Annotated in this window: 11 protein-coding genes; 7 read left to right on the forward strand and 4 right to left on the reverse strand. The window is 72.3% G+C overall.

Translation table 11 applies throughout. The features are described 5' to 3' along the window. Nucleotides 1-128: 128 nt before the first annotated feature. Nucleotides 129-1,655: a serine/threonine-protein kinase gene (locus KSO97_RS10135; protein WP_232678585.1), complete on the reverse strand. Its 1,527-nt coding sequence runs from the start codon at nucleotides 1,653-1,655 to the stop codon at nucleotides 129-131. A gap of 87 nt (nucleotides 1,656-1,742) precedes the next feature. Between KSO97_RS10135 and KSO97_RS10140 the strand changes: the two genes are divergently transcribed. The 5 genes from KSO97_RS10140 to KSO97_RS10160 all read left to right on the forward strand — a co-directional run bounded on the left by KSO97_RS10140 (nucleotide 1,743) and on the right by KSO97_RS10160 (nucleotide 7,715). Then, nucleotides 1,743-2,297: an RNA polymerase sigma factor gene (locus KSO97_RS10140; protein ID WP_232678468.1), complete on the forward strand. Its 555-nt coding sequence runs from the start codon at nucleotides 1,743-1,745 to the stop codon at nucleotides 2,295-2,297. Continuing rightward, on the forward strand, nucleotides 2,294-3,775 hold the full coding sequence (locus KSO97_RS10145) for a M1 family metallopeptidase (protein WP_232678470.1): 1,482 nt from the start codon (nucleotides 2,294-2,296) through the stop codon (nucleotides 3,773-3,775). Before KSO97_RS10140 ends, KSO97_RS10145 begins: the two co-directional genes overlap by 4 nt. A 355-nt stretch (nucleotides 3,776-4,130) precedes the next feature. Continuing rightward, a complete protein-coding gene (locus KSO97_RS10150) occupies nucleotides 4,131-5,153 on the forward strand; it encodes an NAD-dependent epimerase/dehydratase family protein (RefSeq protein ID WP_232678472.1) in 1,023 nt (340 codons plus the stop codon). Nucleotides 5,154-5,208: 55 nt separating this feature from the next. Further along, on the forward strand, nucleotides 5,209-6,699 hold the full coding sequence (locus KSO97_RS10155) for an acetyl-CoA carboxylase carboxyltransferase subunit alpha/beta (RefSeq protein ID WP_232678474.1): 1,491 nt from the start codon (nucleotides 5,209-5,211) through the stop codon (nucleotides 6,697-6,699). Between the two features lie 203 nt (nucleotides 6,700-6,902). Continuing rightward, the gene (locus tag KSO97_RS10160; protein ID WP_232678475.1) at nucleotides 6,903-7,715 is read left to right on the forward strand and encodes an SDR family oxidoreductase; all 813 of its coding nucleotides are present in this window, start codon (nucleotides 6,903-6,905) and stop codon (nucleotides 7,713-7,715) included. Nucleotides 7,716-7,919: 204 nt separating this feature from the next. On the opposite strand, the gene KSO97_RS10165 is transcribed toward KSO97_RS10160, so the two are convergent. From KSO97_RS10165 to pdhA, 3 genes are all read right to left on the reverse strand, one after another. Further along, on the reverse strand, nucleotides 7,920-9,326 hold the full coding sequence (locus KSO97_RS10165; RefSeq protein ID WP_232678477.1) for a dihydrolipoamide acetyltransferase family protein: 1,407 nt from the start codon (nucleotides 9,324-9,326) through the stop codon (nucleotides 7,920-7,922). Continuing rightward, entirely contained in the window at nucleotides 9,326-10,261 is a 936-nt protein-coding gene (locus tag KSO97_RS10170; protein WP_232678587.1) for a transketolase C-terminal domain-containing protein, read from the reverse strand. The genes KSO97_RS10165 and KSO97_RS10170 overlap by 1 nt, the downstream gene beginning before the upstream one ends. A gap of 122 nt (nucleotides 10,262-10,383) precedes the next feature. Next, nucleotides 10,384-11,550 carry a pyruvate dehydrogenase (acetyl-transferring) E1 component subunit alpha gene (gene pdhA, locus KSO97_RS10175; protein ID WP_374198492.1) on the reverse strand — a complete coding sequence of 389 codons (1,167 nt, stop codon included), beginning with the start codon at nucleotides 11,548-11,550 and terminating at the stop codon, nucleotides 10,384-10,386. A 260-nt stretch (nucleotides 11,551-11,810) separates the two neighbouring features. On the opposite strand from pdhA, the gene KSO97_RS10180 reads away from it, so the two are divergent. Beyond that, the gene (locus tag KSO97_RS10180; RefSeq protein ID WP_232678479.1) at nucleotides 11,811-12,263 is read left to right on the forward strand and encodes an SRPBCC family protein; all 453 of its coding nucleotides are present in this window, start codon (nucleotides 11,811-11,813) and stop codon (nucleotides 12,261-12,263) included. An 83-nt stretch (nucleotides 12,264-12,346) separates the two neighbouring features. Beyond that, nucleotides 12,347-13,840 (forward strand): MFS transporter, encoded by a 1,494-nt coding sequence (locus KSO97_RS10185; protein WP_232678481.1) that lies wholly within the window; start codon nucleotides 12,347-12,349, stop codon nucleotides 13,838-13,840. Nucleotides 13,841-13,941 lie beyond the last annotated feature (101 nt).

Raw genomic sequence — 13,941 nt, forward strand, 5'->3', positions numbered from 1 at the left:
CCTCCCGGTGTTCGAGCTCGCCGAGACCCCTATCTCGACAAGCTCGATGACCGACCTCCCGGTGGTCGAGCCTGTCGAGACCCCCATCTCGGCAGGCTCGATGACCGCTCGACCGCTGACCGAAGGCGTCAGCTACCGGGCTCGAACCGCGCCGAGTCGACGACGTCGAACGCCGTCGCGCGGTCGGGGGCGCGCACCTGCGTCCACAGCACCCTCCCGGAGTCGATCCGGGCGACCCGATCGATGACCACGGTGTTGCGCTCGCACGCCGTCGCGACGACGGTGCGGGTGCGATCGGCCAGGCTCCCCGCGAGCACCGGGGCGGCGCGGTCCGCGCAGTCGGCGTGGCGGGGCAGTCTCATCGGAAGGTCGGTGAGCGGCAGGATGCCGAGGAAGACCCCGTCCCGACGGCCCGCGGACCAGCCGTCGGACACCCCCACCGAGAGCGCCGGGTACTCGCCCTCGACGGCGACGGCACCGAGGTCCGGCGTCCACGGCTCGTCGGCGACGACGGTCCACTCCTCCGGTACCTGCACGCTGATCACGCCGCCGGCCCCGTCGGCGTCGCTGGAGACGACGCGGGCGCTCTCCGCGATCCGCAGCCCGGCCCATCCGCCCGCGGCACCGAGTACGAGCGCGATCGCGCCGCCGGCGGTGACCACCCGGCGCGACCACGGGCGACGCGGACGGCGAGACCCACGGCCCTCCTCGCCGCTCCCGGTGTCGTCGGAGCGCGGAGGCGGATCGGGAAGGGGCGAGGGTCGTGCTCCGGCGTGGGTCAGATGCGGGTCGAGCGGCACCCAGCTGTCCAGGAGACTCCCGTCGGCCCGCGTCGTCGGCCCCCCGACCGCCTCGAGCGCGTCGCCGAGCACGGTGGCGAACTCCGTCACCGACGCCCACCGCCGGCGGGGGTCGCGCGCCAGCGCCCGGCGGACGGCGTCCTGGGCGGCGAGCGGGACGTCGTCGCCCAGCGCCGGCATCTCCGTCGGTGACGCCGCGGCCATCAGGCTCGCGTAGGTCCAGGGCGTGCGGCCGGTGAGCAGCAGGTAGGCGAGCACGCCGAGGGAGTACTGGTCGGCGGCGGCGCCGGGGCTGTCGCCGGCGGCCTGCTCGGGTGCGACGAACGCGGGCGTGCCGGCGACCATCGTCAGTCGCGAGGACATGTCGAGGGAACGGCCGAGCCCGAGGTCGCCGAGCATGACGCGCACGGGGAGACCGGAACCGGCCTCGGCCGTGCGGAAGAGCACGTTGGCGGGCTTGACGTCGCGGTGCAGCACCCCGGCGTCGTGCAGCGCCTGCAGCCCTGCACCGACCTGGCGCAGCACCTCCGCCGCGTGCGCGATCGAGAGCGGTTCGGTGGACAGCCGCTCGGCGAGCGTGCCCTGGTCGGCGAACGACATCACCAGGTACGGGCGACCGTCGGTCAGCTCGCCGGTGTCGTAGACGCTCACGACGTGCGGGGACTCCACGCGCCGCAGGTACCGGCCCTCCTCGGCGAACCGGGCGCGCACCTGGTGGTCATCGGACCAGTTCTCGGCCAGCACCTTGATCGCGACGGCGCCGTCGAGCTGCTCGTCGTAGGCGAGCCAGACGGTGGCGAAACCACCGCTGCCGATACGGCGGCGCACGGTGTAGCGACCGATCCGCTCCGGCATGGACACGCCCCCATCGTGTCCCATGGTGTGACCGGCGAGGCGTACGGGCAGGCTGGACCCGTGATCGACGCGCCCAGAACCGACTCGATGACCCCCGATGACATCGACGACCTCGCCCGCCGAGCCCAGGACGGCGACACCGCGGCGCTCGACACCCTGCTGTCCACGCTGCGTCCCCGCATCCTCAGCGCCTGCCGCGGCGTCCTGCCCTACTCGGCAGATGCCGAGGACGCCTGCCAGGAGGCGATGCTGAACATCGCCACCAAGATCGGCAGCTGGCACCGCAACGGGCGCTTCACCACCTGGATGCACGCCGTCGCGGTGAACTCCGCGCGCTCGACCTATCGCCGTCTGCGCAAGCAGGCGACCACCGTCGACCCGCTCGAGCACGGCCCGGTGCTCGATCGACCCGACCCGCGCACCACCAGCGTGATCGCCGGGACCCGGCTCGACCTGCTGGAGGCGATGGAGACCATCGAGCGCGACCACCCGCAGTACGTCGAGCCGTTGCTGCTGCGCGACGTCTACGGGCTGCCCTACGACGAGATCGCCACCCTGGTCGGAGCTCCGCTCGGCACCGTCAAGGCCCAGATCCACCACGGCCGCAAGCTCGCTCGGCCACTGCTGCGCGGTGAGGAGTGACCCGACTGCGCAGCGCCGTCACGGCGCCCGTCGTCGCGTTGGCCGCGGGATGCTCGGCCGGTCCGGACGACGAGCCGAGCGAACCACGGACGCCCAGCGGTCCGGAGGTCGCGGCCGCCACTCCGACGCCTGCGGGCGGCGAGCCCGTGGCGGACGACCCGGCCTACGACGTGGCGCTCAGCGAGCCGACCGAGGACTCCTACTACCCCGAGGTCGGCGACCCCGGCGTCGACGCCCTGCACTACGGCCTCGACCTCGTCTGGCAGCCGCGTGCCGAGAGGCTCCTCGGTGACCAGACCCTCGTCTTCCGTGCCACCTCGGACGCCCCCCGGGTTCAGCTGGATCTCTCCGACGCGCTGACCGTGCGCAGCGCACGCCTCGACGGCGTCGAGGTGCCGGTGCGCCATCGCGGCAAGGACCTCGCGGTGCTCGCCCCCGTCGCCGCCGATCAGCGCTACCGCCTCGACCTGACGTATGCGGGAACGCCCGAGCCGGTGCCCGCGCCGAGCACCCGCAGCGACGTCGAGGAGCTCGGCTTCACCATCGACGAGCACCAGCAGGCGTGGACGATGCAGGAGCCCTACGGTGCGTTCACCTGGTACGCCGTCAACGACCAGCCTTCCGACAAGGCGCTCTACGACTTCACCCTCACCACGGCCTCGCCCTGGCTCGGCGTCGCCAACGGACGCCTGGTCGCAGACTCCGGCGACGACGCCGGCCCGACCCGCACCACGCGGTGGCACCTGGCCACCCCCGCGGCCTCCTACCTCGTCACGGTCGCCTTCGGCGACTACGACCTGGCCCTGGAGACCGGGCCGCGCGGGCTGCCGATCGCCTACCTGACACCGCGCGGCGAGGACTCCTTCGACACCGGCCTGCGCTCGGCGCCGGCGGTGCTGGGGTGGCTGGAGGAGCGGCTGGGGCCCTACCCCTTCGACTCGCTCGGCTTCGTCGTCGTCGACTCCACCAGCGCCATGGAGACCCAGACGATGGTGACCCTGGGCGCCACCGACTACGCGACCTCCCCGGCGACGGTGCTGCACGAGATCGCGCACCACTGGTACGGCAACCAGGTCACTCCGTCGGACTGGCGCGATCTCTGGATGAACGAGGGCATGGCCACCTACCTGCAGCTGATGTGGGAGGCCGAGCAGAGCGGTGAGCCGGTGGACGTCGCGATCACGCGGGTCGCGGACTACGAGGCCCAGACCCGCCGCGACGCGGGTCCGCCGGGCGCCTACGACCGCGACCAGTTCGCGGCCGGCAACGTCTACTACGGCGGCGCGCTGCTGTGGCACGCCGTCCGGCGCGAACTCGGCGACCGGCTGTTCTGGCGCATCGCGCGGGCGTGGCCTCGCGCCCACGACGACGTCTCGACCGATCGCGAGACGCTGATCGCGTTCTGGTCGCGCGAGGCGGGGCGCCCGTTGCGCCCGCTCTTCACGCGATGGTTGACGAGTCCGACGACGCCACGCTGACCACCTCGACCCCGGTCATCGAGCCTGTCGAGATGCGGCGGGGGTCTCGACAAGCTCGACCACCGAGGAGACCGGTCATCGAACCCGCCCGTCCGGTCATCGAGCCCGTCGAGATGCGGCGAGGGTCTCGACAAGCTCGACCACCGAGGAGACCGGTCATCGAACCCGCCCGTCCGGTCATCGAGCCTGTCGAGATGCGGCGGGGGTCTCGACAAGCTCGACCACCGAGGAGACCGGTCATCGAGCCCGTCGAGATGCCGCGCGGGTCTCGACAAGCTCGACCACCGGCCGGCCCGACTGCGCCGACAGCGAACGGGCCTTGCCCGGGCCGGACGACGAGGGCGACGGTGGTGTCATGCGACTCCTGATCCTCGGCGGCACCGTCTTCCTCTCCCGGGCGACGGCGGAGCGGGCGACCGCGGCGGGTCACGACGTCGTCTGTGCGAGCCGAGGGGCCACCGGGTCCGTACCCGACGGTGCACGCCACGTCGTCTGGGACCGCTCCGAGGTGGGTCCGGCTCCCGTCGAGGAGGTGCGAGCGCTCCTCGGCGAGGTGGACGCCGTGATCGACGTCGCCCGGCATCCCGGTCGCGTCGCGAGGGCCGTCGCGGCCTGGCCCGAGGCGCACTGGGTCTTCGTCTCGACGGTGTCGGTCTACGCCGACCATGCGGTGCCCGGCGGGCGCCCCGACACGACGGCGGAGCTGCCACCCGAGACCGACGACGCCGCCGACCTCGCCGAGCCCGACACCTACGGTGCGATGAAGGTCGCCTGCGAGCAGGCCGTGCGCGCGGGGGCGGCGTCCACGGCGATCGTCCGGCCGGGGCTCATCGTCGGCCCCGGCGATCCGTCGGGTCGGTTCTCCTACTGGCCCGAACGCCTCGCCACGGCTCTCGGCGACAGCGCCGAGGTGCTGTGCGGCAGCGACCCGGAGGCCCCGACCCAGTGGGTCGACGTCGACGACCTGGCGGCGTGGCTGGTGCTCTTGGCCGCCGACCGCACGACCGGCACCTTCGACGCCATCGGGGAGCCGATCACCCGCTCGACCTTCATCGACGGCGTGGCGCGCGGTGTCGGAGGTGCACCGCGACCGGTCTGGGCGCCCTCGGAGTGGCTCACCGGGCAGGGCGTGGAGTTCTGGGCCGGGGAGGACGCACTCCCGATGTGGCTGGATGGACCTGAGTACGCGGGGTTCCTCGCCCGCGACCACCGCCCCGCCGCGGACGCCGGACTGCGGTGTCGCCCCCTGGCGGAGACGGCGCACGCCACCGGGGAGTGGTTGCGCCGCCATCCCGTCGGCGCTCCGGACCCCGCCGCGCGCACGGGCATCTCGCGCCAGCGCGAGGCCGCCCTCCTCACGGCTCTGGCACCCGGCTGAGGTCCGCGGCCGGGAGCCGGCGGCGCGGCGCGCGAGCGCCGATAGGGTCCGGCGCATGACGAGGCCGAGCGCACGCGATCTCATCGAGCTGGTGCTGGACGGCGAGTCGTGGCGCTCCTGGGACGTGGCCCCGGTGCGGCCGCCGGTCGGCGCGGGCCTGTCCGAGGAGTACGCGGCCGAGCTGGCGGCGGCGGAGCGCAAGAGCGGCGTCGACGAGTCGGTGATCACCGGCGAGGGCACGCTCTCGGGACGCCGCGTCGCCGTCCTGCTCGGCGAGTTCGGCTTCCTGGCGGGCTCGATCGGTCGCGCCTCGGCCGACCGCATCATCGCCGGCGTCCAGCGGGCCACCGCCGAGGGCCTGCCGCTGCTGGCGGCGCCGGTGAGCGGCGGCACCCGCATGCAGGAGGGCACCCCGGCATTCGTGCAGATGGTGCGGATCTCCGAGGCGGTCGCCGCCCACAAGGCCGCCGGACTGCCCTACCTCGTCTACCTCCGCCACCCCACGACCGGTGGCGTGATGGCCTCGTGGGGCTCGCTCGGCCACGTCACGGTCGCCGAACCCGGCGCGCTCGTCGGCTTCCTCGGCCCGCGGGTCTACTCCGCGCTCTACGGCAAGGACTTCCCCGAGGGGATCCAGACCTCGGAGAACCTCTACGCCCAGGGCATCATCGACGGCGTCGTGGCACCGGAGGACGTGCGCGACATCCTGGACCGGGCGCTCGCCGTCATCCTCGCGCCGCGGTCGGGCGTCCCCGCGCTCGCGGCCGACGACGACGGCGCGGTGCCCGACGTCGACACCTGGGACGCCGTCACCCGCTCACGCCGTCCGGATCGGCCGGGCGTGCGTCGCCTGCTCAAGTACGCCGCGACCGACGTCGTCCCGCTCAACGGCACCGGTCAGGGCGAGCAGGATCCCGGTCTGCTCATCGCACTCGCGCGGTTCGGGCAGGCACCGTGCGTGTTCCTCGGCCAGGACCGACGCGGCCAGACCAGCGAGCACCCGATGGGACCTCAAGCACTGCGCGAGGCCCGCCGCGGATTCCGGTTGGCCTCCGAGCTGGGGTTGCCGTTGCTGACCGTGATCGACACCCAGGGCGCAGCACTCTCCCCGGAGGCCGAGAACGGCGGCCTGGCGGGCGAGATCGCACGGTGCCTGGCCGAGCTCGTCACCCTGCCGGCGCCCACCCTGTGCCTGATGCTCGGCGAGGGCAACGGCGGCGGGGCGCTCGCACTGCTCCCGGCCGACCGCGTCGTCGCAGCACAGCACGCCTGGCTCTCACCCCTGCCACCCGAAGGCGCCTCGGCGATCGTCTACCGCGATCTCGACCACGCCGCCGAGATGGCCCGCCGTCAGCAGGTCCGCGCGATCGACCTGCACCGGCTCGGTGTCGTCGACCGGATCGTGCCCGAGCTGCCGGACGCCGCCGACGAGCCCGAGGCGTTCTGCCAACGCCTCGGCGGGGTGCTCGAGCACGAGCTCAGCGCGCTGCTGCGCCGCGGCGCCGGTGCGCCGTCGGACCGGGCGGCTCGGTACGCCGGACACTGACCGCCGTCCCCCTGCTGGTCGCCCGGTGCCGGTTGCGCGGGGTTGGCGGTGAGTCTGAGACGGTCCGACCCAGCCAGAGCATCCCGCACTCACCGCCCACCGCGGCGCCCACGGTGCAGCGGTGAGTCTGGGACGGTCGTGCGCCAGCAAACCGTGCCGCACTCACCGCTCCCCGGACCCACGAGATCTGACAGATTGACACCATGAAGACCTACGTCGTCAGCGGATCCGCCAGCGGCATCGGGGCGGCGACGGCCGACCTGCTGCGCGGCCAGGGCCACACCGTGATCACCCTCGACCGCCACGACGCCGACGTCGTCGCCGACCTGGCCACCCCGCAGGGGCGCGACGCCGCGGTGGCCGGCGTGCGTGCCCTGACCGACGTCGTCCACGGCCCCGTGCCCGCCGCGGGCATCGGCGGCTCCACCGGCACCGATCCGTCGCTGGTGATGTCGGTCAACTTCTTCGGCGCCGTCGCGCTGGCCCGGGGCCTGCAGGGGGAACTGGCGGCCGCCGCCGACCGCGACGGGGGCGCGGGCGTGGTGTTCCTGGCGTCCAACTCGATCACCGGGATGCCGGGCTGGACGGTCGGCCCGGCCGCAGCATGCCTGCGCGAGGACGAGGACGAGGCCCGCCGCCTGGCGTCCGAGGTCGAGGCGGTGATGGTCTACCCGGCGTCCAAGGCAGCGCTCGCGTGGTGGGCACGCCGCGAGGGCATCAAGCCCGAATGGATCGGCGCGGGCATCCGCCTCAACTCCGTCGCCCCCGGCAAGGTCACCACCGCGATGACCGCCGAGATGGCGGCCGACCCGGTGTTCGGTCCGCTCGGCGACTCCTACCCGACGGCGATCGGACGCGACGGACGCCCGGAGGAGATCGCTGCCCCGATCGCGTTCCTGCTGTCCGACGCCGCCTCGCTCATCGTCGGCGCCTGTCTCTTCATCGACGGCGGCACCGACGCGATCCTGCACCCGATCGCACCCGAGGGCTGGGAGGTCGGCCCCGTCGAGGTGTAGGTCCTCGGCCCGCCCCGACAGCCCCTCTCCGCGCGATCTCCTCGTGGTGCGTCCGAGAAGTTCTGAAACGGTGGGCGTGCTCCCGGTGGGTGCAGCGCAAGGCGCCGGCGCGCGGCCATACCAGGTTGTCTTGCAAGCGTCGGCAACGCCGCGGGGTGCGTGCCGGGGGTGCGCGAAGCGCATCAGAACTTCCCGGACGTGCCACTAGAACAACAGGGCGGACGTCGGATCGGCGAGCACGCCGGCGACGTCGGCGAGGTAGCGCGAGCCCGCCTCGCCGTCGATGTGGCGGTGGTCGAAGGAGAGGCTCAGCGTCATCACGTCGCGGACGGCGAGGCGCTCCTCCCCGTGCTCGGTGACGACCCACGGCTGGCGTGAGATCGCGCCCGCGCAGAGGATCGCCGACTCACCGGGGTTGATGATCGGCGTACCACCGTCGATGCCGAAGACGCCGATGTTGGTGATCGTGAACGTGCCGCCGCTCATCGCCGACGGCGGAGTGCGGCCCTCGCGCGCGGACGCCGTCAGGTCGGCGAAGGCGCGGGCGAGTTCGACCACGCCGAGCCGGTCGGCGTCGCGCACGTTCGGGACGACGAGCCCGCGCGGCGTCGCGGCCGCGATACCGAGGTTCACCCGGTGCCGGACCGCGACCTCCTGTGCCGCGTCGTCCCACCAGGAGTTGATGATCGGCGTGCGGCGCATCGCGCGCATCGACGCCACCGCGACCACGAGCAGCGGGGAGACCTTGAGGTCGGCGAACTCGCGGCGCTGCTGCCACCGCGCGACCAGCTCGGTCGTGGCGCTGACATCGACCGTCGTCCAGATCGAGACGTGGGGGGCGGTGAAGGCCGAGGACACCATCGCCGCCGCCATCGCCTTGCGCACGCCCTTGACCGGTTCGCGGGTCTCCTCCGCCGCTGACGCGTCAGCACGAGCCGACAGGTCAGCGGGAGCGAGGACGTCCTCGCGGGTCACGAGGCCACCCGGCCCGGTGCCGACGAGGTCCCGCAGGTCGATGCCACGCTCCTTCGCGAGCTTGCGCACCGGCGGCTTGGCCAGGGACGGACTCCGGTCGAGCCCGTCGGCGACCTCGCGGGGTCTCGAGACGCTCGCTGGCGCTCGCTCCTCGACCACCGGAGAGACGACCGGCGCTCGCTCCTCGACCACCGGAGAGACGACCGGCGCTCGCTCCTCGACCACCGAGGAGACCGCCACGAGAGGGACGACCGGCGCGGACGTGCGGCGCGGACGTCGCGTCGTGCCGCCCTCGGCCTTGGCGCGACCGACCAGGATCTCGCCCTCGGCGCCTCCGGTCGCGGCCGGGTTGGAGAGGTCCATCGGCGAGTCGGACGCCGGCGGGACGGACGCGTCAGCCCCGACCTCCGACACGGTGATGATCGGAGTGCCGACCTCCACGGTCTGACCCTCGCCGACCAGCAGCGCGGTCACCTCGCCGGCGTACGGCGAGGGCAGCTCGACCAGCGATTTCGCGGTCTCGATCTCGACCACGACGTCGTTGACGGCGATCACGTCGCCGATCTTGACCTTCCAGGTGACGATCTCGGCCTCGGTGAGGCCCTCGCCGACGTCGGGCAGCAGGTAGTGAGGCATCAGAACGCCAGCGATCGGTCGACGGCGTCGAGCACACGGTCCAGATCGGGCAGGAACGCCTCCTCCATCCGCGAGGCGGGATAGGGGGTGTCGAACCCACCGACCCGCAACACCGGCGCCTCGAGGGAGTAGAAGCACTCCTCGGTGGTCCGCGCGGCGACCTCGGCGCCGATGCCGAGGTTCACGTGGGCCTCGTGGACGACGATCGCCCGGCCGCTGCGGCGCACGGAGGCGTAGACCGGCTCGAGGTCGAGCGGGGAGAGCGTGCGCAGGTCGATGACCTCGAGCTGGTGACCCTCCGCGGACGCCGCCTCGGCTGCACGCAGCGCCGTGCGCACGGTCGGGCCGTAGGCGAGCACCGTCGCCGTGACCGCGCCGTCGACCGGACGCACGACGCGAGAGGCGAAGAGCGGGCCCGGCGCGGCATCGAGTGCGACCTCGGCCTTGCCCGAGTGGTACTGGCGCTTCGGCTCGAGGAAGACGACGGGGTCGTCGCACTCGATGGCCTGACGCACCATCCAGTACCCGTCGGCGGGGTCGGAGCAGGTGACGACCTTGAGGCCGGGGGTGTGGGCGAACTGCGCCTCGGGCGACTCGCTGTGGTGCTCGACCGCACCGATGCCACCGCCGTAGGGGATGCGGATCACCATCGGCATCGGCGTCCTGCCCTGGCTGCGGTACCGCATCTTCGCGACCTGACAGACGATCTGGTCGTAGGCGGGGTAGACGAAGCCGTCGAACTGGATCTCGACGACGGGCCGGTACCCGCGCATCGCCAGCCCGACGGCGGTGCCGACGATGCCGGCCTCGGCGAGCGGGGTGTCGATGACGCGGTCGGCACCGAAGTCGGTGAGCAGTCCGTCGGTGATCCGGAAGACGCCGCCGAGCGTGCCGACGTCCTCGCCCATCACCACGACCTTCGGGTCGTGGGTCATCGCGTCGTGAAGGCCGAGGTTCAGCGCCTTGGCGAGGGTGAGGGTTTTCGAGACGCCCACCGGGCTCCGGTCATCGAGCTCCTCGAGATGCCCGGACCCGACCACCGAGACACCGGCGGACATCAGGCGTCCTCGAACGAGGCGTGGTAGTCGGCGAACGCGTCGCGCTGCGCGACCAGCTCAGCCGGCGGCTCCGCATAGACGTGGTCGAAGATGCGCAGCGGATCGGGGTCGGGCATCGCCTTGCAGCCTTCGCGCAGCTCGTGCCCCAGCTCGTCTGCCTCGGCCGCGACGTCGTCGAAGAACCGCTGGTCGGCACCGACGGTCCGGCGCAGGTAGGTCTCCACGCGCGCCAACGGGTCGCGTGCCCGCCAGTGCTCGACCTCGGCGGAACTCCGGTAGCGCGTCGGGTCGTCGGTCGTGGTGTGCGCGCCCATCCGATAGGTGTAGGCCTCGATCAGGAAGGGACCCTGGCCTTCGCGCGCGGCTTGCAGGGCGCGCTGGGTGACGGCATAGGTGGCGAGGACGTCGTTGCCGTCCACGCGCACGCCGGGGAACCCGAACCCGGCCGCGCGCTGGTAGAGCGGCACCCGGGTCTGACGGATCACCGGCTCGGAGATCGCCCACTGGTTGTTCTGGCAGAAGAAGACCACGGGCGCGTTGTAGGAGGCGGCGAAGACGAACGCCTCGCTGACGTCGCCCTGACTGCTCGCGCCGTCACCGAAGTGCGCGACCACCGCGGTGTCGACGTCGGCATCGCCGGTGCCCACCACGCCGTCACACTGGGCGCCCATCGCGTAGCCGACGGCGTGCAGCGTCTGGGCGCCGATCACGACGGTGTACTGGCCGAAGTTGTGCTCGTGAGGGTCCCATCCGCCGTGGTCGACGCCGCGCCATAGGGAGAGGATCTGGAGCGGGTCGACGCCGCGCACCCAGGCGACGGCGTGCTCACGGTAGGTCGGGAACACGAAGTCCTGCGGGCGGAGGGCGTGCGCCGCACCGATCTGGGCGGCCTCCTGGCCGAGCAGCTGCGCCCAGAGCCCGAGCTCGCCGTGGCGCTGCAGGGCCGTCGCCTCCACGTCGAGGCGACGGGTCAGGGCCATGTCGCGGTAGAGCGCGCGCACCTGCTCGGCCGAGAAGTCCGCGTCGTAGAGGGGATGGTGGCGGCGCTCGCCGTCGGGAGTGAGCAGCTGCACCATGTCGGGGCCGCCGTCGGCGTGGCCCTCGGCCGGCGGCGCGGTGTCCTGCCGGTGGTGTTCGGGGTGACGCTCGGGGTGGATCGTGACCATCGACTGCTCCTCCTGGTTCGACCGGAGTGCGGGATCGCCGTCTCCGGTACTGCCTGGTGCTGCCGCTCCCGTCGGAGCGGAGCCGAGGCGGTGCGTCGTCCGCGAGGGTGTGCGGAGGTGTGACGCGGGCCACATCGGCGTGCGTGAGTTCACGGTAACCCCACCTGTCACACGCCGTCGAATCACCTCGGTGGCCCGAATTTCGGGGTCCCGACTGTCGGGTGTCCTGCTATCTACTACCGCCCGGTAGCGTCCACGCCATGGCTGATCGCACGTCGAAGAATCGCAGCGCGTCCACCACGATCTCCGCACCGTCGTCGACGGTGTTCGCGATCCTGGCCGACCCGCGTCAGCACAGCCGGATCGACGGCTCCGGCACCGTGCGCGGCTCCATCTCCGGGCCCGCGCGCCTCGCGTTGGGGTCGGAGTTCGGCGTCGACATGCAGATGGGCGCGAAGTACAAGATCACCAACCGGGTGGTCGAGTTCGACGAGGACCGGCTCATCGCGTGGCGGCACCGCGGTCAGCACCGGTGGCGCTACGAGCTCGAGCCCGCCGACGACGGCGGAACGCGCGTCACCGAGACCTGGGACCTCTCCCGCTATCCGGGCGTGCTGCGCATCGCCTTGGGCACACTGATGGGCGCGAAGACCCAGCAGGCCATCGAGCAGACGCTGGCCAAGCTCAAGCAGGCCGCGGAGGCCGACGCCTGACCCGAGCCGTGTGCCCGACGACGTACTCGCGGACCTCGACGAATCCGACCTGATCGGCCCCCGTCGCGTGTCATAGTGCCGCCGTGCCGAACCGGGTTCTCACGCACTACCCACCGCTGGCCGCCCGCACTCGGGCGCTCGCCGTCGTCGTCCTGGTGACGATCACGCTGTACTACGCGCTCTACGTCAAGGGGTCGGTGGCACCCCAGATCATCGACGAGTTCGACATGTCGCTGGCGTTCTACGTCAGCGTCTCGATCATCGGCAACCTGCTCGGCGCGTTCGCGGCGTTGGCCAGCGGCGTCACCGATCGCCTCGGCCGGACTCGACTGGTGATGCTGGGCACCGGCGCCGCTGCGGCGCTGACCCTCGTCGGCATACCGAACGCCTGGAGCAAGCAGACGTTCCTCGTGCTCGACGTCGCGCAGACGGCGATCCTCGGCGCCGTCCTCGTGGCGACGCCGGCGCTGATCCGCGACTTCGCACCTCAGCTCAACCGCGCGACCGCCATGTGCACCTTCAATCTCGGGCCGATCCTCGGCAGCCTGATGGTGAGCAGCATCGCGAGCCACACCCTCGATGCCCACCCGGCATGGCGCTTCCAGTTCTACGTCTGCGGTGCCGTGGTGACAGCGGCGTTCGCACTGGCGTCCGTCGGCTTGCGCGAGCCCTCGCCCGAGCTGCGGGCGCAGCTCGTGGTGTCCGGCCGCGACCCGGACGCCGTCGACGCCCAGGCCGAGGCGCTGGTGAACAGGCCCGCCGCGCGAGGCGACTGGCGTCAGCTGATGACGCCCCGACTGATCATCCCGGTGATCGCGATCAGCCTCTTCCTCTCCTTCTACTTCACCCGCCTCGCCTACTGGGTCATCTACTTCATCACGACCTACGGCTTCACCCCAGCCGAGGCCAACGGCATCAGCAACTGGTGGTGGGCGACCAGCGCGATCACCCTCACGTGGGTCGGGCTGCTCTCGGACCGCCTCGGCGTGCGTAAGCCGCTCATGCTGGTCGGCGCGGTCGTCTCGGCGTCCGCGCTGGCGGTCTTCGGATCGCGCGCTGGCGACATGGCCACGACCTACGACGACTTCGTGCTCGTGATCGTCCCGGCCGCCCTCGGCGGCGTCATGTGCTTCGGCATGTGGTTGACGGCGTTCAGCGAGGCGATCGAGCGGATCAACCCCGCACTCGTGGCGACCGGGATGGGCATCTACGGCTGGATCGTGCGCCTCACCGCCGCCTCGGCACTGGTGTCGGTGCTGTTCGTGGTCGACGCCGCCGACGTCCTGGTCGATCACGGCGCACGAGTGCAGGAGCTGTCCACGACCTATGCCGCGCAGATCGAGGTCATCCAGCACGGCAACGCCGCGGAGTCGCAGGCGGCCCAGGACGAGATCCCCGAGGCCGACCTCGACTATCTCGTCGAGTACCTCCCCCAGGTGCTCGAGGCGGCCGCCGAGGGTCCCGGCCAGTGGCAGGAATGGTGGCGGATCTGCCTGGTGCTGCAGCTCGGCTTCATCCCCGCGATCTGGCTCCTGCCCGGCCCCTGGCGTCCACGCCGGCGACGCGTCGGCGTCTGAGACGAGTCGATCGACTCACCAGGCCTCGAGACGGCGGTCGAGGTGCGCGCGCACCAGCGAGGGCCCATCGACCACCGGTTGGGAATCGGCGACGGTCTGCC

Source organism: Nocardioides sp. R-C-SC26 (assembly GCF_021246465.1).
Lineage (GTDB): Bacteria > Actinomycetota > Actinomycetes > Propionibacteriales > Nocardioidaceae > Nocardioides.

Bases quoted from the DNA above. Each gene is read 5' to 3' on its own strand.
- KSO97_RS10135 (WP_232678585.1), bottom strand. From the start codon at position 1,655: ATGCCGGAGCGGATCGGTCGCTACACCGTGCGCCGCCGTATCGGCAGC.
- KSO97_RS10140 (WP_232678468.1), top strand. From the start codon at position 1,743: ATGACCCCCGATGACATCGACGACCTCGCCCGCCGAGCCCAGGACGGC.
- KSO97_RS10150 (WP_232678472.1), top strand. From the start codon at position 4,131: ATGCGACTCCTGATCCTCGGCGGCACCGTCTTCCTCTCCCGGGCGACG.
- KSO97_RS10155 (WP_232678474.1), top strand. From the start codon at position 5,209: ATGACGAGGCCGAGCGCACGCGATCTCATCGAGCTGGTGCTGGACGGC.
- KSO97_RS10160 (WP_232678475.1), top strand. From the start codon at position 6,903: ATGAAGACCTACGTCGTCAGCGGATCCGCCAGCGGCATCGGGGCGGCG.
- KSO97_RS10165 (WP_232678477.1), bottom strand. From the start codon at position 9,326: ATGCCTCACTACCTGCTGCCCGACGTCGGCGAGGGCCTCACCGAGGCC.
- KSO97_RS10170 (WP_232678587.1), bottom strand. From the start codon at position 10,261: ATGACCCACGACCCGAAGGTCGTGGTGATGGGCGAGGACGTCGGCACG.
- pdhA (WP_374198492.1), bottom strand. From the start codon at position 11,550: ATGGTCACGATCCACCCCGAGCGTCACCCCGAACACCACCGGCAGGAC.
- KSO97_RS10180 (WP_232678479.1), top strand. From the start codon at position 11,811: ATGGCTGATCGCACGTCGAAGAATCGCAGCGCGTCCACCACGATCTCC.